This is a genomic window from Bradyrhizobium sp. U87765 SZCCT0048, assembly GCF_018131225.1.
Taxonomy (GTDB): domain Bacteria; phylum Pseudomonadota; class Alphaproteobacteria; order Rhizobiales; family Xanthobacteraceae; genus Bradyrhizobium_A.
Window position 1 is genome coordinate 599,679 of the sequence record NZ_JAFCMM010000005.1, and the last position, 19,001, is coordinate 618,679.

Below are 19,001 nucleotides of genomic sequence, written 5' to 3' on the forward strand. Positions count from 1 at the left end.
GCCGCGGAAAAAGTCGGATAGCTCCAAACTGGGACAGTCGCGGCCATGATGCACGCCTCGCCTCACTCTGGCAGCTTCGCCGCCTTGACGTCGGCGAGCAGCCTGATGAATTCGTCCGCCGCGTGCTCGGCGGTGCGGCGGCCCTTGTCGGCGGTGGCCTTGTGGGCTTCGCCGACCGCGCCCTCGGGATTGAGGTCGCCGGCGATCCAGGCATAGGCGGAGAGGCCGGTCGGCCGCAGATGGGCGAACGTCGCCTCGTCCTGCTCTGCGACCGAGGGAAAATCCTTCGCGCTGGCCATGTCGACGAGCTCGGGGCGGAAGTGCAGCATCAGCGACGTCTCGACGTCGCCGCCATGGATGCCGAACTTCAACTCGCGCTCGCTGTAGAGCCCCGCCGGCTTGCCGAGGCGCGACCACGCCGCCTTGACCACCAGCATGTTGGCCTGCACGCGCAGTTCGCGCGCGACGATACCCATCACGTCCTCGTTGCCGCCGTGGGAATTGACCATGACCAGCTTGCGCACGCCGGCGCGGGCGACCGACAGGCCAAGCTCGGTCCAGCTCTCGATCAGCGTGCGTGCGGGCAGGGTGAGCGTGCCGGGCATGCGCAGGTGCTCGTTGGACTTGCCGACCTCCTGCACCGGCAGGATGCGGATGTCGAGATCGTCCGGCAGCCGCGCGATCAGCGTCGCCAGCATGCCGCGGTTGATCGCGGCATCGACGCACACCGGCAGGTGCGGGCCGTGCTGCTCGATGGCCGCGATCGGCAGGATCGCGATGGTGGTGCGGGGATCGCACGCCCGGAATTCGTGCGAGGCGTACTCGCCCCACCAGGCGCGGCGGCGCGGGGTGTCCATGTCAATCTCCCTGTTGTGGGGGTGCGGCCGCGATCACTTCGATCTCGACCATGAATTCCGGCCGGGTGAACCCGCCGACGATCATCAGCGTCGAGGCCGGCGGCGTTCCCTGAAACTGGCGATCGCGGCAGCGCATGTAGGCGGCCATGTGGGCGCGATCGGTGACATAGGCGTTGACGCGGATGACGTCGGCGAGCGTCATGCCGTCCTCGGCGAGAATGGCGGCGATGTTGGCGAAGCACAGCTCGGCCTGCGCCTCGCAATCCGGCGGGATGGAGTCGTCGGCCGCGATGCCGAGCTGGCCCGACACCACCGCGAGGCGGTGGCCCGCGGGCACCGCGATGCCGTGGCTGTAGCGGGCGAAAGGCGGCCTGATCGATGATGGGGACAGTGCGCGCAAGACCGTCGAACCCTGCTGGATATGCGATGGCCTGCATTTGCGAGAGGCTGACGGCAAAAATCAATGCGTTGCCGAAAAGGCAACGCATGCCGCGAATTAAAGTGTTTTTCGGCGACGCAATCGCCGTGCATTATTTTTAGAGGGCGCCGGGTTCGACGCGGCATCCGGAACGGAATTTGCTTCGCCCGGGAGATACGCATTGGACGTTTGTCGGAACACGCCATGAATGCCCTGATGTCGAGCGACGCGATCGACCATGCCGCGCCGGTGTCCTCCACCGCGACCGGCGCCACCCCGCGACTGCCCGCGGTCGAGGTGCTGTCGGCCGAGAAAGTCTTCGCCAACGGCACGCGTGCGCTGGCGCCGATCGACCTCACCATCGCCGACGGCGAGTTCCTCACTCTGATCGGGCCATCCGGCTGCGGCAAGAGCACGCTGCTCAAGATGATCGCCAACCTGTTGCAGCCGTCCGACGGGCGGCTGTTGTGGTGGCGCGGTGACTTCAGCCAGGTCGGGCAGGAGGGGCGCCGCTTCGCCTTCGTGTTCCAGGAGCCGACCCTGATGCCCTGGGCGCGGGTCGACACCAATGTCCGCCTGCCGCTCGATCTCGCCGACATGCCGCGCAGCGGCGCCGAGCCTCTCGTCGCCGACGCGCTGGCGCGGGTCGGGCTGTCGGCGTTCGCCCGCCACTATCCGCGCCAGCTCTCGGGCGGCATGAAGATGCGGGTCTCGATCGCCCGTGCGCTCGCCACCCAGCCCAACCTGCTGCTGATGGACGAGCCGTTCGGCGCACTCGACGAGTTCACTCGCAACAAGCTCGACGACGACCTGGTGCGGCTGTGGTGGGAGCGCAAGCTGACCACCGTGTTCGTGACGCACTCGATCTACGAGGCCGTGTTCCTGTCGACGCGGATCGTCGTGCTGGCCGCCCATCCCGGCCGCATCTTCCGCACCATGACCATCGACGAGCCGCAGCCGCGCGGCGAGAGCTTCCGCGACAGCCCGCGGTTTGCCGCCTACTGCCGCGAACTGTCGACCTGGCTCGCCGAAGCATCGCTGCCCGCCGCAACGGGAGGAAAGACATGAGGCCGCTGCTGCAGTCGGAGACCTTCGTGCGCATCGCGGCCCCCCTCGCGGTCGGCGTCGTGCTGATGGGCGTGTGGGAGATCGGCTGCCGCATCGGCGGCATCCCCGTCTATCTCTTTCCCAAGCCGAGCGACATCTTCGCCAGCCTCGTGCACAATGCGCCATCGCTGCTGCGTGCGCTGCTGGTGACGCTGCGGGTGACGCTGCAGGCCTTCGTCGTGGCGGTGGTGCTCGGCACGCTGATCGCCTTCATGTTCGTGCAGAGCCGCGCCATCGAGGTCAGCCTGTTTCCCTACGCGGTGCTGCTGCAGGTGACGCCGATCGTCGCCATCGCGCCGCTGATCATCATCCTGGTCAAGAACACCCAGGCGTCGCTGACGATCTGCGCCACGCTGGTGGCGCTGTTCCCGATCATCTCCAACACCACGCTCGGCCTGCGCAGCGTCGATCCCGGGCTTGCCAGCTATTTTCGCATGAACCGCGCCAGCCGGCTGAAGACGCTGCTGCGCCTGCGCATCCCCGGGGCGCTGCCGTACTTCTTCGGCGGCCTGCGCATCTCCTCGGGCCTTGCGCTGATCGGCGCGGTGGTGGCCGAGTTCGTCGCCGGCACCGGCGGGCGCTCGTCGGGCCTCGCCTACGAGATCCTGGACGCCGGCTTCCAGCTCGACATCCCCCGCATGTTCGCCGCGCTGTTCCTTATCACCATCACCGGCGTCGTGCTGTTCGCCGCCATGGTCGGGCTGTCGCGCGCCGCGCTCGCGGGCTGGCACGAAAGCGAAATGGGAATCGAGACATGACCGCGCTGCTGATCGAGAACGCCGAGGGGATCTTCACCGGCCTCGGCGGCGCGGCGATGCGCACGCGCGGCGCGATCCGCATCCGCGACGGCCTCATCGCCGCGATCGGCGCGCTCGACGCCGAGCCGGGCGAACGGCGGCTCGACGCCCGCGGCTGCGTGATCTATCCCGGATTGATCTCCACCCACCATCACCTGTTCCAGAGCGTCCTGAAGGGGGTACAGGCCGGCATCGACCTGCCGCTGAGCGGCTGGTTGCGCTCGGTGCCCTATGCCTACTGGTCGCGCATCGATGAGGAGGCGCTGGCGGTGGCGGCGCGGATCGGCCTTGCCGAGATGTTGCTGTCAGGCACCACCACGGTCGCCGACCATCATTATCTGTTCAGCGACAGCTACCGTTTCGATCCGGCTGCGGTGATCTTCGAGGTGGCGCGCAGCCTCGGCGTCCGCCTCGTGCTGTGCCGCGGCGGCGGCACGGTGACGCGCCATGTCAGCGACGGCAGCGGCGCGCCGACGCCGGTCGAGCCGCTCGACCGCATGCTGGCCTCGGTCGAGGCTTGTGCGGCCCGCTTCCACGACGCCTCGCCCGGCGGTCTCACCCAGGTGGCGATGGCGCCGACGACGCCGACCTGGTCGCTCGATCCGGGCGAACTGCGGGAGGTGATCGGCGCGGCGCGGCGCATGCGGCTGCGGGTGCACAGCCATCTGTCGGAGACCGCAGACTATGTGACCTTCTGCCAGTCGGTGCACGGCAAGCGCCCGGTGCACTGGCTCGCCGACCATGACTGGCTCGGGCCCGACGTGTGGTTCGCCCATCTCGTGCATCTCGATGCCGACGAGGTCCAACTACTCGCCGACACCGGCACCGGCATGGCGCACTGTCCACAGTCCAACTGCCGCCTCGGCTCCGGCATCGCGCCGGCGGATAGGCTCGCCGCGCTCGGTGGTGCGGTGTCGCTCGCGGTCGACGGCGCGGCATCGAACGAGGCCGCCGACATGGTCAGCGAGATGCACAGTTGCTGGCACACCCATCGCGCCGTGAAAGGCGCGGGCGCCGTCACCGCCGACGAGGTGGTGCGCTGGGCCACCGCCGGCGGCGCGCGGGTGCTCGGCCTGCCGCAGGTCGGCACGCTCGCGGTCGGCCAACAGGCGGATATCGCGGTGTTCGACCTCGACCAGCCGCGCCATTTCGGCATGCATGATGCGCTGGTCGCGCCGGTGACCTGCGGCGGCGCGCGCGTGCGCTATCTTCTGGTTGGCGGCCGCATCGTGGTCGACGACGGCGCCATCCCGGGACTCGATCTGGCCCATCTGCGATCCGCCGCGGCGGGCGTCGTGCGACGCCTCGCGGCCTGACTTCTTCAAGGGGAGACCACCATGCTGGTGACGAAACAACCGGTGCTGCGCCGCTTCTGGTACGCGATCATGCCGCTCGAGAATCTGAAGGAGGGGCCGAAGCCCTTCACGCTGCTCGGCGAGCCGATCGTGCTGTTCCTCGATGCGCAGGGGCAGCCGGCGGCGCTGGAGGATCGCTGCTGTCATCGTACGGCCAAGCTCTCCAAGGGCTGGTGCCGCAACGGCAACATCGTCTGCGGCTATCACGGCTGGGAGTACGATCGCGACGGCAAGCTGGTGATGATTCCGCAGTTTCCTTTCGAGCAGCCGATTCCCGACGCCAAGGCGAAGTCATTCCGCACGCAGACGCGCTACGGCTATGTCTGGGTCGCGCTCGACGAGCCGCTGGCGGATATCCCCGATATCCCGGAGGATCGCGATGCCGGCTATCGCCGCATCTTCCAGTTCTACGATACGTGGAACACGGCGGCGCTGCGGTTGATGGAGAATTCGTTCGACAACGCCCACTTCGCCTTCGTGCACAAGAACACGTTCGGCGACATCGATCAGCCGCGCCCCGAGAAATACGAGATCGTCGAGACCGACTACGGCTTCGAGGCCGAGACCATCGTGACCGTGAAGAACCCGCCGATGGCGGCGCGCATCTCCGGGACCTCCGAGCCGTATACGAAGCGCCACATGCGCAACAAGTGGTACATGCCGTTCTGCCGTCGCCTCGACATGGAATACCCCTCCGGCATCCGGCACATCATCTTCAACTGCGCGACGCCGGTCGCCGACGGCAAGATCCAGGTGGTGCAGCTGTTGTTCCGCAACGACACCGAGGCGGACTGCTCGGCGCAGGAGCTGATCGACTGGGATGCCGCGATCATCGCCGAGGACCGCGACATCCTGGAGTCTACCGATCCCGACGCCATCGTCGACATGGGACGCAAGATCGAGAAGCACATGCCGTCCGATCGGCCGGGCATGCTGATGCGCAAGCGTCTGCTCGACCTGCTGCAGCAGTACGGCGAGGCGGAAATTCCGCGCGACGTGGCGTAGATGATTTAAGCGGTGATAGAGCGTGGCCAGCGCAGCTGCGGTGGCGGCTGGAGGCTCTTCCGGAAAGAAGTGACCGCCGGCCACGGCCTCGCCGCGAGGTCGTCGGCGTCATGAGCGCGGTCGAGACTTGCGGCGCCGGCGCGCGATCGCGAGGCGTTCGGTTCGGTCTGTGATCCCGATGTGGCGCGGCCGTTGTCGGCGTTCGCCGAGCGGCTGGCGAGCGCGGCGGTGTTCGGCGCGTTTCCTGGCGAACGCATGGTCGGCACGGCCGACTTCAAGACCGGGAGCGGTCCGATAGACCGCCACCAGGCCCCTCGTGTGCTCTACGCGCGCCTGTTTTTTGCCGGCGCTCATCGATCATCCATGCATCGAATGTGGCTGCGCCCCGCGTGCATTGCCCTTCGTTCGGGGCGTTCTCGTTCGGGCGTCCGTCGTGCCCGGGCGACGCATCGGACAATACTTAGGGATTGACCTAAGTATTGTCCGGCGCTAGGGAGAGGGCATCGGCGGCCTCGAGGCGTGGATCGGCTGCGCAGCGCCTCCCGGTCCTTGCCGTGAACCCGACGGAGCCTGCCATGCGTGCTCAACCAGGAGGAGGCCCGCCGCGGGGCCAGGTCTCGCCCGCGGTGATCGATGGCGTGTTTCGCGCGCTGTCCGATCCGACGCGGCGCGATGTCGTCGGTCGCCTCAGCGCACGGTCGGCGACCGTCAGCGATCTCGCCGCCACCTACGACATGGCGCTGTCGTCGTTCGTCGAGCATCTCAACGTGCTGGAGCGCAGCGGCCTCGTGCGCTCCCACAAGACCGGGCGTGTGCGTACCTACGAGCTCATCCCGGAGCAGTTGAGGATGGCGGAGGACTGGCTGACGCGGCAGCGTACTCTGTGGGAGCGTCGTCTCGATCAGCTCGATAGCTATCTCATGAAGATGAAACAGGAGCGAACGAAGTGACTTCATCCGTGATCAAGATCGACCCGAAACTCGACCTCGTGCTCGAAAGAGAAATCGACGTGCCCGTCGAACTCGTCTGGGAAGCCTGGACCACGGCGGAGCATCTGCGCCACTGGTTCGCGCCGAAACCGTTTTCCATCACCGCCTGCAATCTCGATCTGCGGCCCGGCGGCGCCATCAACTTCACCATGCGCACGCCCGACGGACATGAATTTCCGAACACCCAGTGCTACCTCGAAGTGTCGCCGTTCGAGCGGCTGATCATCACCGATACGCTGCTCGGCGGTTATCGTCCGTCGCCCAATCCGTTCTTCACCGCGGTTCTCGAACTGGCGAAGAATGGCAACGGCACGCGTTACAAGGCGATTGCCATGCATGGCAACGACGAGGCGCGCAGGAAGCACGAGGAGATGGGCTTCCATGACGGCTGGGGAACGGTCCTGGCCCAGATGGTCGATTACATCAAGGCGGGACACATGCGATCCTGACCGCGCGCCCTTCGGCCGTCGTCGATGTCATCGGCGACGGTCGGGCGACCCAGGCCGCCGGGCGTTGCGCCGTCCGTGCAGCTGGCGTCTCACGCCGCGGGCGGAGCGACGGCGGCGTGATGGCGGCGCGGGGCCGGCGGCGGCGTGTGTTCCTGAAGGGTGGTGCCGGCGATCCAGCGTGACACCTGCACGAACGGCGAACCGGTCACCGGCGCGCGGCTCGCCTCGCGAAACACCGCGATCTGGCCGTCGGCGGCCGTGCCGTCGCGGGCAATGAGGCGGCAGTGCTCGACTTCGTCGACGCAGTCGAGCGCAATGGCGTCCATGGCGACGAGCGCGAGGACGTCGTCGACGAGGTCGCCGACCGCGACCGCGCCGCTGCGGGTGACGAACGTGCCCTGCACGCCGAAGCGCTGCGCCCGCCATTTGTTCTCGACGGCGAGGGCGCGGTCGACCGACGTCAGGTCGGCGTTGATCTCAGGATCGAGCGTGAGCCGCCGTGCCAGCGCGCGGTACAGCGCGGCGAGCGCGATGGCGTCCTCGATGCGGGTGCAGCAGTCGCAGGCGCGCAGCTCCAGTGTCGGCCGCCGCGCCGACGGCCGCACCATCCACCAGATGTAGCTGCCATCGCCAATCGCGCCGCCGTGCACCAGGGCATCGACATAATCGGCATACGCCTGCTCGCTCTCGAACAGGTCGGGGATGCCGCTGCGCGGCAGCTCGTCATAGGCGGCGAGGCGATAGGCCTTCAGGCCAGTGTCGCGGCCGTGCCAGAACGGCGACGACGCCGACAGCGCCAGAAACAGTGGCAGGAACGGCGTCATGCGCCGCATCACCTCGACGCGGCGCGAAGCATCCGGCAACTGGACATGGACATGCATGCCGCACACGAGGTCGCGCCGGCCGATCATCTGCAGGTCGTCCATCATGTCGACATAGCGCGCCTTGGCCGTCGGCTGCATCCGGCTCCACATCGCGGTCGGGTTGGTGCCGCAGGCCATGATTGCGAGGCCGTATTCGGCGGCGACCCGCCCGACTTCCTGGCGCAGGAAGGCGAGCTCGGCGCGGGCGTCGCGGAACGAGGCGTGGACGTTGGTCGCGACCTCGACCTGGGCCTGGATGAACTCGCGGGTGCTCTGGCCGCCGGTGGCGAGGCCGGCCGCCTCGAACAGGCCGTCGGGCGTGAACTCCGGGGTCTCGAAGGTCCGGGCATCGGCCAGGAAGTATTCCTCCTCGATCCCGAACGTGAACTCGGCATCCGGACCGCGCCAGGGCGCGTCGGTGCGCAGCACGATGTGCTTGCGGTCGGCGCTCGCGCCCAGCATCAGGGCCTTGAGATCATGAAATGCCATGTCCGAACCCCTTCCACGTGCCTGGCGATGCCAGCTTTTGCGGGCGACAACGCCGCCGGGCGGGGTGCGGTTCCGGCCAGGAGGGCCCCGCTGCCGTTTAATTCATTGAATCTCCGGCATTTCTTTCATCCAGCAGGGGGCGGCGGGATGGCGGCGGAGGCTGGCGCCGGGGGATGTGTCCGGATCGCGCCGGAGTGGTGGCCGCGGCGCGGCCGGCTGGCCTCGACCCGGCGGCCATGCCATTGAGATGCTTATAATCATTCTAAGCGAAAGCGGTCACATCCCGCGGCGCGGTGCTTGACCGGCAACGGTGCGGCTGCGACGTACACGCCATGACGGACGATCGACACGACAGGCCGCGCAGCCGGCTCGGCGATGCGGCGCGCGGCTTCACCGGCGTGGTCGCGGCGCTGGAAGCCTCCGCGGCGTCCTCGGCGCTGGACGCGCAGGAGCTCGAGCAGCGCCTGATCGAGTTCGGCTTCGTCGAGGGGGCGGCGATCGAGATCCTGCATGAAGGCGCGATCGGCCGCGACCCGATCGCGGTGCGGATCAACAATGTCACCGTGGCGCTGCGCCGGCGCGAGGCGATGGCCGTGGTCGTGGAATGAACTGATGCGGATCGATGGGGCCGGCTCCCTGCACCTTGCCCTAGTGGGGACCCCGAACAGCGGCAAGACCTCGCTCTTCAACGCGCTGACCGGCAGCCGCCAGAAGGTTGCGAACTATCCCGGCGTCACGGTCGAGCGCAAGTCCGGCGGCTTCATCACGCCGGCCGGCCGCCACATCACCCTGGTCGACCTGCCCGGCACCTATTCGCTGCGCGGCCGCAGCCCCGACGAGGAAATCACCCGCGACGTCGTGCTCGGCCGCTTCGCCGGCGAGGCGCAGCCGGATCTTGCGGTGTGCGTCGCCGATTCCACCAGCATGCGCCTCGCCATCCGCCTCGTGCTGGAGATGAAGCGCACCGGCCGCCCGCTGGTGCTGGTGCTCAACATGGTGGACATCGCGCGCCGCCGCGGCATTACCATCGATCTCGACAAGCTGTCGGCGCGCCTCGGCGTGCCGGTGGTGACCGCGATCGCGGTGCGCAAGGGCGGCACCGACGACCTGCTCAAGCTGATCGACACTGCCGCGGCACAGGCCTCGCCGGCGGCCGCGAGCGCGTGGGCCCCGCCGAGTATCGCCGACATGCGCGCCGCCCAGCGCGAGGCCGACCGCATCATCGCCGACTGTGTCGGCGCGCCGGCCAGGCCCGACACCCTGACCACGAAGGTCGACGCGGTGGTGCTGCACCCGGTGTTCGGCCTCGTCGTGCTGATCGCGATCCTGTTCGTCATGTTCCAGGCGGTGTTCGCCTGGGCGCAGCCCTTGATGCAACTGCTGTCGTCCGGCTTCGATGCGCTCGGCGGCCTGGTGCATGACTATCTGCCCGAGGGGCTGCTGCAGAGCTTCCTGCAGAACGGCGTCATCTCCGGCGTCGGCAGCGTCATCGTGTTCCTGCCGCAGATCATCATCATCTTCCTGTTCATCCTGCTGCTGGAAGACTTCGGCTACATGGCGCGCGCCGCGTTCCTGATGGACCGCATCATGGGCGGTGCCGGGCTGCATGGCCGCGCCTTCATTCCGCTGCTGTCGAGCTTCGCCTGCGCCATTCCCGGCATCATGGCGACGCGGGTGATCGACAACCGCCGCGACCGCCTCACCACCATCCTGATCGCGCCGCTGATGACCTGCTCTGCGCGCATTCCCGTCTACACCCTGATCATCTCGGCGTTCATTCCGCCGAAGCTGGTGTGGGGCTTCGTCAACCTGCAGGGGCTCGTCATGTTCGGGCTCTATGCGGTCGGCATCTTCAGCGCGCTCGGCGTCTCCTTCCTGATCAAGTTCTTCATGCTGCGCGACTACGCGCCGGCGCCGTTCATGCTGGAGCTGCCGGACTACAAGCTGCCGCGGCTCAAGAGCGTCGCCATCGGCATCTTCACCCGGGTGAAGATGTTCCTTTACCGCGCCGGCACGACCATCTTCTCGATGATGGTGCTGATCTGGTTCCTGGCCTCGTTCCCGCGGCCGCCGGCGGGGGCCACCGAGCCGGCCATCGACTTCAGCCTTGCCGCCATCATCGGCCATGCGCTGCAGCCGCTGCTGGCGCCGCTCGGCTTCAACTGGCAGATCGCGGTGGCTCTGATCCCGGGCATGGCGGCGCGCGAGGTCGCGGTGGCTTCGCTCGGCACCGTCTACGCCATCGAGGGCGGCAAGGAAGCCGCCGAGCAGATCGGCCAGGTGCTGGCGGGCCAATGGAGCCTCGCCACCGCGCTGTCGCTGCTCGCCTGGTACATCTTCGCGCCGCAATGCGCCTCGACGCTGGCGGTGATCAAGCGCGAGACCGGGGGCTGGCGCTGGATGGCGCTGACCTTCGGCTACATGTTCGCGCTCGCCTATCTCGCCAGCCTCATCACCTACAACGTCGCGGTGGCGCTCGGCGCAGGGTAGGGCGCGACGGGTTCGGATCGCGTGCCGTCGCCGCGATGAACCGGCGGCGGTGCCATGAGCATCCCGGGAAAGATATACGCGATCGCGTATAAGGCCGAACCGGCTGCGGCGCGTCAGGCAGCGTCCCCGTCGGGGAGGTTGCCGGTTGTTGCTCCCCGGTCGATCGGCTGGCTGCTGCCGTCCTTGGCTTTCACACGCCCGCGGGCGTAGCCCTTCGAGACAGCCGTAAACATCTGGCACAGCTCGTATTCGAGGTATTCATTGGCGAGGATCAGCGCGCGAATCGCGCTGCGCATGTCGCCGTTGCAGGCCGCGATGGCCTGGTCGGCCGCGGCCTCGAGACGATCGCTCTCGTCCGATGGGGGTGACGACAGGGAATGGCGCTTGGCGCCGGACAAAGCGGCTGCGGACATGACGATGGCTCTGGTGAGGGGTTGTTGGCGGGTTATAGTGTTCTTGTTTTGTTCGATCGTCAATCGCCGCGTTCGCTCGTCCACAGGGTCGGATCATGGCGTCATCGGCACCGTCGGGAACGCAGCCAACGGGCCGCAGGTTCAGTCGGTTAGAGCGCCGGCCTGTCACGCCGGAGGTCGCTGTCATCGGTGCGCGGCAGGCCGGGATGCCGGCGCTTTTGGCAGGATACTCCCCCGCGCCTCGCGAAGGCGCGGCGACCGCTTTCATGCCGCAGGCCGTCTTCGGCACCGTTCAGCGCTGCGGGCGCGCCGGCGCCAGATGGGCGAAGCGCTTGTAGACCTCGGCATCCGCCATCCACAGCGGGCAGGCGAAATTCAGCACGGCCCCGGCTGGAGCATGTTTGCGGTACCACGCTTCGCCGGCGATCTCGCCCAGCCGCTTCAGCAGTTCGGCGGCGCGGCGGTTCACCTCCAGCGCGAACGCATGGGGATGCATGGCGCCCGTCACAAGATCGGCGTCGAGGTGGAGCTTGTCGACAAGGCAGGCAGCGACGGCGTCCTCCACGGCCGCGGGGTTGGCGTCCGTGGCTGCGGGATCGTTCAGGATGAAGTGCGCGATGACTGGCCTTCGCAACGCGATGTCCGCGCCGCGCGTGAAATGGACGTCGAGCAGGTGTGTCTCGACGTCGAGGATGCTGTCCGCCTGACGGCCGCTGTAGCGCTGTTCCACGGTCTGCCAGAATACATCGATGTTGAGGCCGAGAGGGCCGTAAAGCAGCCAGCTCAGGATTCCGGTGGGAAACGGCTGGGTGACGAACGTCCTTGCGGGATCGATCGCGCATCGACCGTCGACGCAGCCGTTGGTGGCCGCGAGAATGCGGTTGGCTGCCTGATGGCAAACGCCGGTCAGTCCGTAGAGAATGCCGCTGGATTGGCCCATCGTCCACCCGCCCTCTGGGGCGGCACAGCCTGTGTTGGTCGTGCAGTCGTAGTTCACGAGCCACTTGTACGGATCAGTCTCTCTGATGCCGGTGCACACGAGAATGGCCAGCACCATGTCGACGTCGATGGACGATGACTGGATCTGCTTCATGTCGCTCAGGCGGAACAGCGAGGCGGGATTGGCGCAGTAGCTCGTGCCGGGATAACACTCGGCCCCCTGCGGACCGCCGAAGCAGGGAAACTTGTGCGAGGTCGCGCCATAGGTCGCGGTCGCCCAGGCGTGCTGGACCCAGAAGTCGATGCCGCCGAGGTTGAGGTATCCGTTGTCCCAGCCGCCGCCGGCGGAGCCGATCAGTGCGGCGTCGGTGCGGGCCGGTGTGGACGTGGTGGCAGGCTGGTGCAGGTCAGTCATGGGTGGTCTCCCCAAAGCTGAACTTGTCCAAGGCTTGATCAAGGCTTGATCAAGGCTTGATCAAGGCTCAATGTCGTCGCGGCTGAACTTGTTCGACGCTACACGCCATGGCTGTCGAACGTTGTGCCCTGCGTCTCACGGCCGTGCGAAATCTGCTCGACGTTGCGTCTCGCCGGGGATGGCGGGCCGACGCCGACATCGATGCCGACGCTGATGCGCGGGGAATCACGGGCCTGTCGTTCGGCCAGTGCTGCGCGCCGAGATTGTTGACGTCAGGTCATTTTGGCAGGATGGCCGCGGGGACATTCTCGTCGCTCTGTCATGGCAGAGGAGGACTGCATGAAGTCTCTGATTGCCGTCGTTATGTTCACCGCGGGTCTGGTTATCGCCGCCGCGTCCGCGCAGGCGCTGCCGCGCGCGCCACTGTCGTCAGATGCATCCGTCATCACTGTCGCTGGCGGCTGCGGGCCGGGGTGGCACCGCGGTCCGTATGGCGGCTGCCGTCCAATGTACAACTGCCCGCCGGGCTGGCACTCCGGCCCCTACGGCCGGCACTGTTTCCGCAACTGGTGAGCACTCGCCGGATCGCTCGCTTCTGGTGTCACGCCGCCCGGTCGGGAGCGTCGTCCGGCGGGCAGCGCTGGATGGTGTAGCCCTGGTCGAGCACGCGTTTCGCCGGACTGGTGTCGTCGGTGACTTCGTCGATGACGAGGCCGGCCTCCTCGGCGTGCGCCCACACATCTTCCCGGGTCGGAAACGTGCGGCTGATCTTGTCGTTGTTGCTGAACAGCGCGTAGGCCATCACCCACCTCCACCCCGGGGCAACGCTGCAGCGCTGCCGTCGTTCCGGTATGCTGCGCCGACGCGGGCGTCAGCCGTTGCGGGTGTTGTAGGCCGCCAGCAGGTCCTCGATGGCGATGCCGTTGATGCGCATGCCGTCGACGCGGCAGTCGGTGAAGTTGGCGCCGGCCATGTTGGCGTTGTTGACCTGCAGGCCGGCGAGATTGGCATAGTCGATGCGCAGTCCGCTGAGATTGATGTCGTGGGCCGTGCAACCAGACATGTTGACGTCCTCGAAGGTCGAGCCGGAGAGGTCGGCGCCCTCGACAGTGAGGCGGGTGCGGGTGCCCTTGGGAATGTCGATCGGCGCCATGCAAGCTCCTTGGGGATGCAACGTGTCTGGTTGCGGTTTGATCAGCCGTCCGCCGACAGCACGCGGCCGCGGGTTTCCGGCAACGCGTAGGCGGCGAGGAAGAACAGCGCATAGGCCGCGACCGCGAAGATCGCAATGGCATTGGCGAGCGTCGTGCTCTGCGACAGGAAGCCGACCAGGAACGGGAACAGCGCACCGATGCCGCGGCCGAAATTGTAGCAGAAGCCCTGACCCGAGCCGCGCAGCCGGGTCGGATAGAGCTCGGTGAGGAAGGCGCCGATGCCGGAGAAGTAGCCGGAGGCGAAGAAGCCAAGCGGGAATCCCAGCACCCAGAGCAACTCGTTGCTCAGCGCCATCTGGGTATAGAGCAGCACCACGGCGATGGCGCCGAGCGAGAAGATCAGGAACAGGTTGCGCCGGCCGATGCGGTCGGCAAGCCAGGCGCCGACGAGATAGCCGATGAACGAGCCGACGATCAGCGCGGCGAGATAGCCGGTGGAAGAGACGATCGACAGCTTGCGTTCGGTGGTGAGGAAGCGCGGCACCCAGAAGGTGATGGCGTAGTAGCCGCCCTGGCAGCCTGTGGCGACCAGCGAGGCGAGGATGGTGGTCTTGAGGATCGGGCCGGAGAAGATCTCCCACATCGCGGGGCGGTCGCCGGCCGCGGTCTGTCGCGCCAGTGTCTCGGCGGCGACCTTCGGCTCCTCGACATAGCGGCGCAGGTAGAACACCAGCAGCGCCGGCAGCACGCCGAGCGCAAACATCCAGCGCCACGCCTGCTCGGCCGGCAGCAGGCTGAACAGCAGCGCCTGCGCCAGCACCGCAAGGCCCCAGCCGATCGCCCAGCCGGACTGCACCGAGCCGACCGCGCGGCCGCGGTACTGCGCGCGGATGGTCTCGCCCATCAGCACCGCGCCGGCCGCCCATTCGCCGCCGAAGCCGAAGCCGAGCAGGGCGCGCGCGATCAGCAACTGGTCGAAGTTTTGCACGAAGGCGCAGACCAGCGAGAACAGCGAGAACCAGACGATGGTGATCTGCAGGGTGCGCACCCGCCCGATGCGGTCGCACAGGAAGCCCGCGACCCAGCCGCCGATGGCCGAGGCGAGCAGGGTGACGGTGCCGGCGAGCCCCGCGAGCCCGGCGTCGACATTCCACAGCTTGATGATGGTGCCGATCACCAGCGGATAGATCATGAAGTCCATGCCGTCGAGGGCCCAGCCGGTGGCGCAGGCCCAGAACGTGCGGCGCTCGGCGACGTTCATGTCGCGGTAGAAGGCGGTGAGGCTGGTATCGTCCGGCAGGACGACGCGGCTGGTTTCGGTGCTCATGTTTCCCCCGGGATCGCGGCGGCTTCTGCGAGCCGCCTTGGGCGACAGTGCAGCGGCGCCGTCGCGGGGAGAACACTAGCGGGGATCCGCACGGCCGCCTAGGGCGTCCACCGACAATTGCCCCGGAGCGCCCCGCCGCGGGGCGCGCCGATGTCGTTGATGCAACGCGGCAGCGCAAAGCCTCAGGCGTATTGCGCGAGGCCGTGGCCGAACGACCAGTTCTCCTTCCTGACCTCGACGAGGTTGATGAACACGTCGTCGGGGCGGATGCCGGGGTTGTCGCCAAGCAGCCCCGCGATGCGCTGGAATAGCGCCTTCTTCTGTTCGAGGGTGCGGGTGTCGTTGGCGGTGATCTGGATGATCACGAGGTCGTCGCTGCGCGAGACGTTCATGTACGAGGCGTTGTAGTGGAAATTCGCCGCGTCATATTCGGTGGCGGTCATGAATTGGTCGTTCTCGGGAACGTTGAAGGTCTCGCGCATCGCGCGATAGACGCCGTCGAAGATCGCCTGCCGGTACGCCTCCGGCTTGCCGCGGCGCAATGAGATCTGGATGAGGGGCATCGGTCGTCCTTTCCTTGCTGTCCGGTCGAAATGTCGAAGGCGCGCTCACGCGTCGCCGGCGATGGCGTCGGCGAAGGTCGCCGCGGCATCCTTGAGCTGCTTGCGGCTGTAGCCGGCGCGCTCCATCACCGCGAGGCCGCGCGTGAAGGTGACGACGATGCGGGCGAGGCGGCCGGCGTCGCGCGCAGCGTCCTTGCCCGGCGCGGCGGTGAGGGCGTCGGCGATCAGCCGCTCGAGCCGGGCCAGCAGTTGCAGCACGCGAGCGCGGACATCGTCGCCGGAGATCGCGGCGTCGAGGGCCGTGCGTGTGGTCAGGCAGCCCCGTGGCGGTGAGCCGCTGGTCATGTTGGTGACGATCATGTCGAGGAAGGTCCTGAGCCGCGTCAGGGCGTCGCCATGGGCCAGCGCTTCGCCCGCGGACGCCAGGAACTGCTCGGCATAACGGTCGAACGCGCGCAGGAAGATCGCTTCCTTGTCGCCATAGGCGTTGTAGAGGCTGCCGCGCTGCACGCCGGTGGCGCTGGCGAGGTCCTGCATCGTCGCGTCGTGCAGGCCCTTGTGCCAGAACACGTCGAGCGCGATGGCGATCACTTCCTGCTCGTCGAACTGCCGCGCGCCCACCATCCGGCCTAACTCCCTTTCATTCTTGACATCATCGTCAAGTTTGACGTTCATGTCAAGAATGGCTTCGGTTGAATGGGTCGCCAGGGAGAGTGGATCATGACGGAGAGAAATGGCGGCTGCCTGTGTGGCGCGGTCCGCTATGGGGTGAAGGGCGAGTTGCGCGGGGTGACGATCTGTCACTGCACCCACTGCCAGAAGCTGAGCGGCAGCCTGTTCTCGTTCAACGCCGTGGCGCGCGAGGCGGACTACGTGCAGTCGGGCGCAACCACGGTCTACATCGACAGCGGCGACAGCGGCCAGCCGGTCGAGCGCCATTTCTGCGGTCGCTGCGGATCGCCCATCCTTGCGAAGATCGCGGCGGCGCCGGGCAAGGTCGTGATCAAGGCCGGCACGCTCGACGACATCGCCGGGCTGCAGCCGAAGATCGAGATCTACACCGATCACGCGGCGGCATGGCTCGCGCCGTTCGAGGGCGCCACGCGGTTCGCGCGCAACATGTGACGGGACGATGCAGATGCGCCGGTCCCCGCCCATCCGACGCCGGCGTATTCCAGTGTGACGTGTGTCCGTTGAGACGCGGGCGTCAGGCCTGCGGGCTGTCGATGATCGGATCGTACACCAGCAGCAGTTCGACGAGGGCAAGGAACGCCACCGTGATGCCGGCGGCGACGGCGACGAAGGTCGCGGCGTGATGGGTGAAACCGAGCGCCCAGGGCGAGGCGATGAGCCAGGCGCCAAGCAGCACGTTCAGCCATTCCTTCCAGTTGGCATAGGCGAGGATCGCCGCGAGCGCGGTGACGCCGATGGCCGCGCCGCTGAACCAGATGTCGATGCGTGTGGTCTCGCGGCTGATGGTGAACAGCCAGGGCGAGGCGAACACGAACGCGGCGATCGCGATGTTGTAGATGTCGAGCACCGATTCCTGGCGCCAGCGCGACGGGCGTGACGTCGATCGGGGCGAAATGGTCGGCATGGCCTGCTCCTTGTTGGCGTGCCGGGCAGGCGCTGGGGGAAGCGTCGCCCGGCACGCAACATGATCGCGCCGCGCCGCGGCAAATGCCGCTTACAAATCGGACAGATCGATCAATCAGCCGTGAACGCGCCGGCGCGAGTCATCTGTCAACGGCCCATCTGCTTGGGGTCGTAGAAGAACTTCTCGGTGATGATGCGCTCGCCCTGCCAGATCTGATGCGCCATCTCGTCCATCACCATGACGCCGCCGTCCGGCCGCTTGAACTCGAAACGCCAGCGCAGGGCGACGGCGTCGCCGTTGACCATCGGCTCGGCGAGGCGGCGCGCGGTGATCGAGGGAAACGTCGCCATGACGCGCTTCTCGCCGGCCACCAGCAGGTCGCGGCCGACGCGCGGCGCATCCTCGTTTTCCTGCATCGAGGCTTCCGGGTGATAGAACCGCTCGATGGCGCCGACATAGTCGCCGCTCTCCACGGTGGTGACGAAGTCCCGTAGCGTCTGCTCGCTCGGCATGGTCCGCACTCCTTGTCGCATCGACTGATAAAACAGACTTGCGGTCGGTAAATAACCGACTGATAGTCGGTAAGTCAAGACGCGCTTGCGCTGTCCGCAGGGCGCGATGCTATAGAGCGGACACGGTGCGGGAGGGCAGGGATGGCGAAGCAGGCGGAGCGGCGGGAGGCGACACGGGGCGCGATCGTGCGCGCCGCGACCGGGCTGTTCGGCCGCGATGGCTTCGCCGCGACCACCGTCGACGATCTGGCGGCGCAAGCCGGCGTCGCCAAGGGCGCGGTCTACCATCACTACGCCACCAAGGAGCTGCTGTTCGAGGCGGTGCTGGAGGAGGTGTCGGCCGAGGTGGTGCACAAGGTCGCGATAGCGGCGCGCAAGGCGCCGGACGTGCTCGCCGGCATCACCGTCGGCACGCGCGCCTATTTTCGCATCTGCTCCGAAGGTGCCACCGGGCGCATCGTGCTGCGCGACGGGCCGGTGGTGCTGGGCTGGCAGCGCTGGCGCGAGATCGACGGAAAACACTTCGGCGCGATGATGCCGCGCGCGGTCGAACTTGCGATCGCGCACAAGCTGATCGCGCCGCAGCCGGTCGAGCCGCTGGCGCGGCTGCTGCTCGGCGCCGTGACGGAGGCAGCAGTGGCCTGCGCGACCAGCGATCAGCCGGCCGAGACCGGACGCATCTATGCGGAAGCGCTGGAGCGCTTGCTCGCGGGCCTGCGCGTTCGTGGGGCGACTTCAGCGTGACGGATCACAGATGTCCCACACTCCGTCATGGTCGGGCCTGAAGCTTGACCCGGCCATCCAGCTTGTTCGCACCACAGCGCGGCTGTTGAAGCTGGATCACCGGGGCAAGCCCGGTGACGACGCAGAGAATGCCGAAGCGTGGTGCCTCTCGTCCAGTCGCGCTGACGCAGCAAAGCGAAATTGCCTCAACCACGTCATCCCGAGGTGGGCGTCCTTGCGCGCCTCGAAGGATGAACGGCCACTGAGCTGCCGCCCGGGCCGTCGCCCTTCGAGGGCCCCGCTTTGCGGGGCCACCTCAGGGTGACGGATGAGGTCGATCTCCAACCGCGCAGCGCGTCAGTCAGGTTCTGTGGACTCACCCCGTCATCCTGAGGTGCGCGCTCTTGCGCGCCTCGAAGGATGAGCGGCCGCTGAGTTGCGGCGCCGCCCCGGCCTGTCGCTGTTCGCGGGCCATGCGTCATCACAAGTCGGGCTTGCCCGACCTGTGACCTTTCAGGGGACGATGGCCGCTTCAGGGC

24 protein-coding genes and 1 tRNA gene are annotated in these 19,001 nt (G+C 67.4%); 12 read left to right on the plus strand and 13 right to left on the minus strand.

Going from position 1 to position 19,001, the window contains the following annotated elements; translation table 11 throughout:
- Positions 1-62: 62 nt before the first annotated feature.
- Positions 63-857, minus strand: coding sequence for a creatininase family protein (locus JQ639_RS29405; protein WP_211963034.1), 795 nt, complete (start codon positions 855-857; stop codon positions 63-65).
- 1 nt (position 858) lies between these two features.
- Positions 859-1,257, minus strand: coding sequence for a RidA family protein (locus tag JQ639_RS29410; RefSeq protein WP_211963035.1), 399 nt, complete (start codon positions 1,255-1,257; stop codon positions 859-861).
- Between the two features lie 222 nt (positions 1,258-1,479).
- Between JQ639_RS29410 and JQ639_RS29415 the strand changes: the two genes are divergently transcribed.
- The 4 genes from JQ639_RS29415 to JQ639_RS29430 are packed head-to-tail and all read left to right on the plus strand — an operon-like array spanning position 1,480 to position 5,539.
- Entirely contained in the window at positions 1,480-2,343 is an 864-nt protein-coding gene (locus JQ639_RS29415; RefSeq protein ID WP_249122845.1) for an ABC transporter ATP-binding protein, read from the plus strand.
- The gene (locus JQ639_RS29420; RefSeq protein WP_211963036.1) at positions 2,340-3,140 is read left to right on the plus strand and encodes an ABC transporter permease; all 801 of its coding nucleotides are present in this window, start codon (positions 2,340-2,342) and stop codon (positions 3,138-3,140) included. The genes JQ639_RS29415 and JQ639_RS29420 overlap by 4 nt, the downstream gene beginning before the upstream one ends.
- Positions 3,137-4,495 carry an amidohydrolase family protein gene (locus JQ639_RS29425; protein WP_211963037.1) on the plus strand — a complete coding sequence of 453 codons (1,359 nt, stop codon included), beginning with the start codon at positions 3,137-3,139 and terminating at the stop codon, positions 4,493-4,495. The genes JQ639_RS29420 and JQ639_RS29425 overlap by 4 nt, the downstream gene beginning before the upstream one ends.
- A gap of 21 nt (positions 4,496-4,516) precedes the next feature.
- Positions 4,517-5,539, plus strand: coding sequence for an aromatic ring-hydroxylating dioxygenase subunit alpha (locus JQ639_RS29430; RefSeq protein ID WP_211963038.1), 1,023 nt, complete (start codon positions 4,517-4,519; stop codon positions 5,537-5,539).
- A gap of 108 nt (positions 5,540-5,647) precedes the next feature.
- On the opposite strand, the gene JQ639_RS29435 is transcribed toward JQ639_RS29430, so the two are convergent.
- On the minus strand, positions 5,648-5,893 hold the full coding sequence (locus JQ639_RS29435; protein WP_211963040.1) for a hypothetical protein: 246 nt from the start codon (positions 5,891-5,893) through the stop codon (positions 5,648-5,650).
- 221 nt (positions 5,894-6,114) lie between these two features.
- On the opposite strand from JQ639_RS29435, the gene JQ639_RS29440 reads away from it, so the two are divergent.
- Together JQ639_RS29440 and JQ639_RS29445 are read left to right on the plus strand one after the other, a co-directional pair.
- Entirely contained in the window at positions 6,115-6,489 is a 375-nt protein-coding gene (locus JQ639_RS29440) for an ArsR/SmtB family transcription factor (protein WP_211963042.1), read from the plus strand.
- Complete coding sequence (locus JQ639_RS29445) at positions 6,486-6,977, plus strand: SRPBCC family protein (RefSeq protein WP_211963044.1); 492 nt, start codon at positions 6,486-6,488, stop codon at positions 6,975-6,977. The genes JQ639_RS29440 and JQ639_RS29445 overlap by 4 nt, the downstream gene beginning before the upstream one ends.
- Positions 6,978-7,066: 89 nt before the next feature.
- Here JQ639_RS29445 and JQ639_RS29450 read toward each other — a convergent pair whose 3' ends face one another.
- Complete coding sequence (locus JQ639_RS29450) at positions 7,067-8,329, minus strand: carboxylate-amine ligase (RefSeq protein WP_211963046.1); 1,263 nt, start codon at positions 8,327-8,329, stop codon at positions 7,067-7,069.
- Between the two features lie 332 nt (positions 8,330-8,661).
- On the opposite strand from JQ639_RS29450, the gene JQ639_RS29455 reads away from it, so the two are divergent.
- Both JQ639_RS29455 and feoB read left to right on the plus strand, forming a co-directional pair.
- Positions 8,662-8,937, plus strand: coding sequence for a FeoA family protein (locus JQ639_RS29455; RefSeq protein ID WP_211963048.1), 276 nt, complete (start codon positions 8,662-8,664; stop codon positions 8,935-8,937).
- 4 nt (positions 8,938-8,941) lie between these two features.
- The gene (gene feoB, locus JQ639_RS29460) at positions 8,942-10,819 is read left to right on the plus strand and encodes a ferrous iron transporter B (RefSeq protein ID WP_211963050.1); all 1,878 of its coding nucleotides are present in this window, start codon (positions 8,942-8,944) and stop codon (positions 10,817-10,819) included.
- 113 nt (positions 10,820-10,932) lie between these two features.
- Here feoB and JQ639_RS29465 read toward each other — a convergent pair whose 3' ends face one another.
- Positions 10,933-11,232, minus strand: a complete 300-nt coding sequence (locus JQ639_RS29465) for a hypothetical protein (RefSeq protein ID WP_249122920.1) — start codon at positions 11,230-11,232, stop codon at positions 10,933-10,935.
- A 132-nt stretch (positions 11,233-11,364) separates the two neighbouring features.
- Here JQ639_RS29465 and JQ639_RS29470 point away from each other — a divergent pair.
- A tRNA-Asp gene (locus tag JQ639_RS29470) sits at positions 11,365-11,431 on the plus strand.
- Positions 11,432-11,524: 93 nt separating this feature from the next.
- Here the strand turns inward: JQ639_RS29470 and JQ639_RS29475 are convergent.
- The gene (locus tag JQ639_RS29475; RefSeq protein ID WP_211963052.1) at positions 11,525-12,586 is read right to left on the minus strand and encodes a hypothetical protein; all 1,062 of its coding nucleotides are present in this window, start codon (positions 12,584-12,586) and stop codon (positions 11,525-11,527) included.
- Positions 12,587-12,925: 339 nt separating this feature from the next.
- Between JQ639_RS29475 and JQ639_RS29480 the strand changes: the two genes are divergently transcribed.
- Positions 12,926-13,159, plus strand: a complete 234-nt coding sequence (locus tag JQ639_RS29480; RefSeq protein ID WP_211963054.1) for a GCG_CRPN prefix-to-repeats domain-containing protein — start codon at positions 12,926-12,928, stop codon at positions 13,157-13,159.
- 28 nt (positions 13,160-13,187) lie between these two features.
- Here JQ639_RS29480 and JQ639_RS29485 read toward each other — a convergent pair whose 3' ends face one another.
- From JQ639_RS29485 to JQ639_RS29505, 5 genes are all read right to left on the minus strand, one after another.
- On the minus strand, positions 13,188-13,388 hold the full coding sequence (locus tag JQ639_RS29485) for a hypothetical protein (RefSeq protein WP_211963056.1): 201 nt from the start codon (positions 13,386-13,388) through the stop codon (positions 13,188-13,190).
- A 69-nt stretch (positions 13,389-13,457) separates the two neighbouring features.
- On the minus strand, positions 13,458-13,739 hold the full coding sequence (locus JQ639_RS29490) for a pentapeptide repeat-containing protein (RefSeq protein WP_249122846.1): 282 nt from the start codon (positions 13,737-13,739) through the stop codon (positions 13,458-13,460).
- A gap of 41 nt (positions 13,740-13,780) precedes the next feature.
- Positions 13,781-15,067 carry an MFS transporter gene (locus tag JQ639_RS29495; protein ID WP_211963058.1) on the minus strand — a complete coding sequence of 429 codons (1,287 nt, stop codon included), beginning with the start codon at positions 15,065-15,067 and terminating at the stop codon, positions 13,781-13,783.
- Positions 15,068-15,249: 182 nt separating this feature from the next.
- Positions 15,250-15,630, minus strand: coding sequence for a tautomerase family protein (locus tag JQ639_RS29500; RefSeq protein WP_211963060.1), 381 nt, complete (start codon positions 15,628-15,630; stop codon positions 15,250-15,252).
- A gap of 45 nt (positions 15,631-15,675) precedes the next feature.
- Positions 15,676-16,254, minus strand: coding sequence for a TetR/AcrR family transcriptional regulator (locus JQ639_RS29505; protein ID WP_211963062.1), 579 nt, complete (start codon positions 16,252-16,254; stop codon positions 15,676-15,678).
- A 96-nt stretch (positions 16,255-16,350) separates the two neighbouring features.
- Between JQ639_RS29505 and JQ639_RS29510 the strand changes: the two genes are divergently transcribed.
- On the plus strand, positions 16,351-16,755 hold the full coding sequence (locus tag JQ639_RS29510) for a GFA family protein (protein ID WP_211963064.1): 405 nt from the start codon (positions 16,351-16,353) through the stop codon (positions 16,753-16,755).
- Positions 16,756-16,837: 82 nt separating this feature from the next.
- On the opposite strand, the gene JQ639_RS29515 is transcribed toward JQ639_RS29510, so the two are convergent.
- Positions 16,838-17,227 (minus strand): SPW repeat protein, encoded by a 390-nt coding sequence (locus JQ639_RS29515; protein ID WP_211963070.1) that lies wholly within the window; start codon positions 17,225-17,227, stop codon positions 16,838-16,840.
- 146 nt (positions 17,228-17,373) lie between these two features.
- Positions 17,374-17,739, minus strand: coding sequence for a nuclear transport factor 2 family protein (locus JQ639_RS29520; RefSeq protein WP_211963071.1), 366 nt, complete (start codon positions 17,737-17,739; stop codon positions 17,374-17,376).
- A 141-nt stretch (positions 17,740-17,880) separates the two neighbouring features.
- Here JQ639_RS29520 and JQ639_RS29525 point away from each other — a divergent pair, with 141 nt between their 5' ends.
- Positions 17,881-18,483: a TetR/AcrR family transcriptional regulator gene (locus JQ639_RS29525; RefSeq protein ID WP_211963074.1), complete on the plus strand. Its 603-nt coding sequence runs from the start codon at positions 17,881-17,883 to the stop codon at positions 18,481-18,483.
- Positions 18,484-19,001: the final 518 nt, after the last annotated feature.

Bases quoted from the DNA above. Each gene is read 5' to 3' on its own strand.
- JQ639_RS29405 (WP_211963034.1), bottom strand. From the start codon at position 857: ATGGACACCCCGCGCCGCCGCGCCTGGTGGGGCGAGTACGCCTCGCAC.
- JQ639_RS29415 (WP_249122845.1), top strand. From the start codon at position 1,480: ATGAATGCCCTGATGTCGAGCGACGCGATCGACCATGCCGCGCCGGTG.
- JQ639_RS29420 (WP_211963036.1), top strand. From the start codon at position 2,340: ATGAGGCCGCTGCTGCAGTCGGAGACCTTCGTGCGCATCGCGGCCCCC.
- JQ639_RS29425 (WP_211963037.1), top strand. From the start codon at position 3,137: ATGACCGCGCTGCTGATCGAGAACGCCGAGGGGATCTTCACCGGCCTC.
- JQ639_RS29430 (WP_211963038.1), top strand. From the start codon at position 4,517: ATGCTGGTGACGAAACAACCGGTGCTGCGCCGCTTCTGGTACGCGATC.
- JQ639_RS29435 (WP_211963040.1), bottom strand. From the start codon at position 5,893: ATGAGCGCCGGCAAAAAACAGGCGCGCGTAGAGCACACGAGGGGCCTG.
- JQ639_RS29440 (WP_211963042.1), top strand. From the start codon at position 6,115: ATGCGTGCTCAACCAGGAGGAGGCCCGCCGCGGGGCCAGGTCTCGCCC.
- JQ639_RS29450 (WP_211963046.1), bottom strand. From the start codon at position 8,329: ATGGCATTTCATGATCTCAAGGCCCTGATGCTGGGCGCGAGCGCCGAC.
- JQ639_RS29455 (WP_211963048.1), top strand. From the start codon at position 8,662: ATGACGGACGATCGACACGACAGGCCGCGCAGCCGGCTCGGCGATGCG.
- feoB (WP_211963050.1), top strand. From the start codon at position 8,942: ATGCGGATCGATGGGGCCGGCTCCCTGCACCTTGCCCTAGTGGGGACC.
- JQ639_RS29465 (WP_249122920.1), bottom strand. From the start codon at position 11,232: ATGTCCGCAGCCGCTTTGTCCGGCGCCAAGCGCCATTCCCTGTCGTCA.
- JQ639_RS29475 (WP_211963052.1), bottom strand. From the start codon at position 12,586: ATGACTGACCTGCACCAGCCTGCCACCACGTCCACACCGGCCCGCACC.
- JQ639_RS29480 (WP_211963054.1), top strand. From the start codon at position 12,926: ATGAAGTCTCTGATTGCCGTCGTTATGTTCACCGCGGGTCTGGTTATC.
- JQ639_RS29485 (WP_211963056.1), bottom strand. From the start codon at position 13,388: ATGGCCTACGCGCTGTTCAGCAACAACGACAAGATCAGCCGCACGTTT.
- JQ639_RS29490 (WP_249122846.1), bottom strand. From the start codon at position 13,739: ATGGCGCCGATCGACATTCCCAAGGGCACCCGCACCCGCCTCACTGTC.
- JQ639_RS29495 (WP_211963058.1), bottom strand. From the start codon at position 15,067: ATGAGCACCGAAACCAGCCGCGTCGTCCTGCCGGACGATACCAGCCTC.
- JQ639_RS29500 (WP_211963060.1), bottom strand. From the start codon at position 15,630: ATGCCCCTCATCCAGATCTCATTGCGCCGCGGCAAGCCGGAGGCGTAC.
- JQ639_RS29505 (WP_211963062.1), bottom strand. From the start codon at position 16,254: ATGGTGGGCGCGCGGCAGTTCGACGAGCAGGAAGTGATCGCCATCGCG.
- JQ639_RS29510 (WP_211963064.1), top strand. From the start codon at position 16,351: ATGACGGAGAGAAATGGCGGCTGCCTGTGTGGCGCGGTCCGCTATGGG.
- JQ639_RS29515 (WP_211963070.1), bottom strand. From the start codon at position 17,227: ATGCCGACCATTTCGCCCCGATCGACGTCACGCCCGTCGCGCTGGCGC.
- JQ639_RS29520 (WP_211963071.1), bottom strand. From the start codon at position 17,739: ATGCCGAGCGAGCAGACGCTACGGGACTTCGTCACCACCGTGGAGAGC.
- JQ639_RS29525 (WP_211963074.1), top strand. From the start codon at position 17,881: ATGGCGAAGCAGGCGGAGCGGCGGGAGGCGACACGGGGCGCGATCGTG.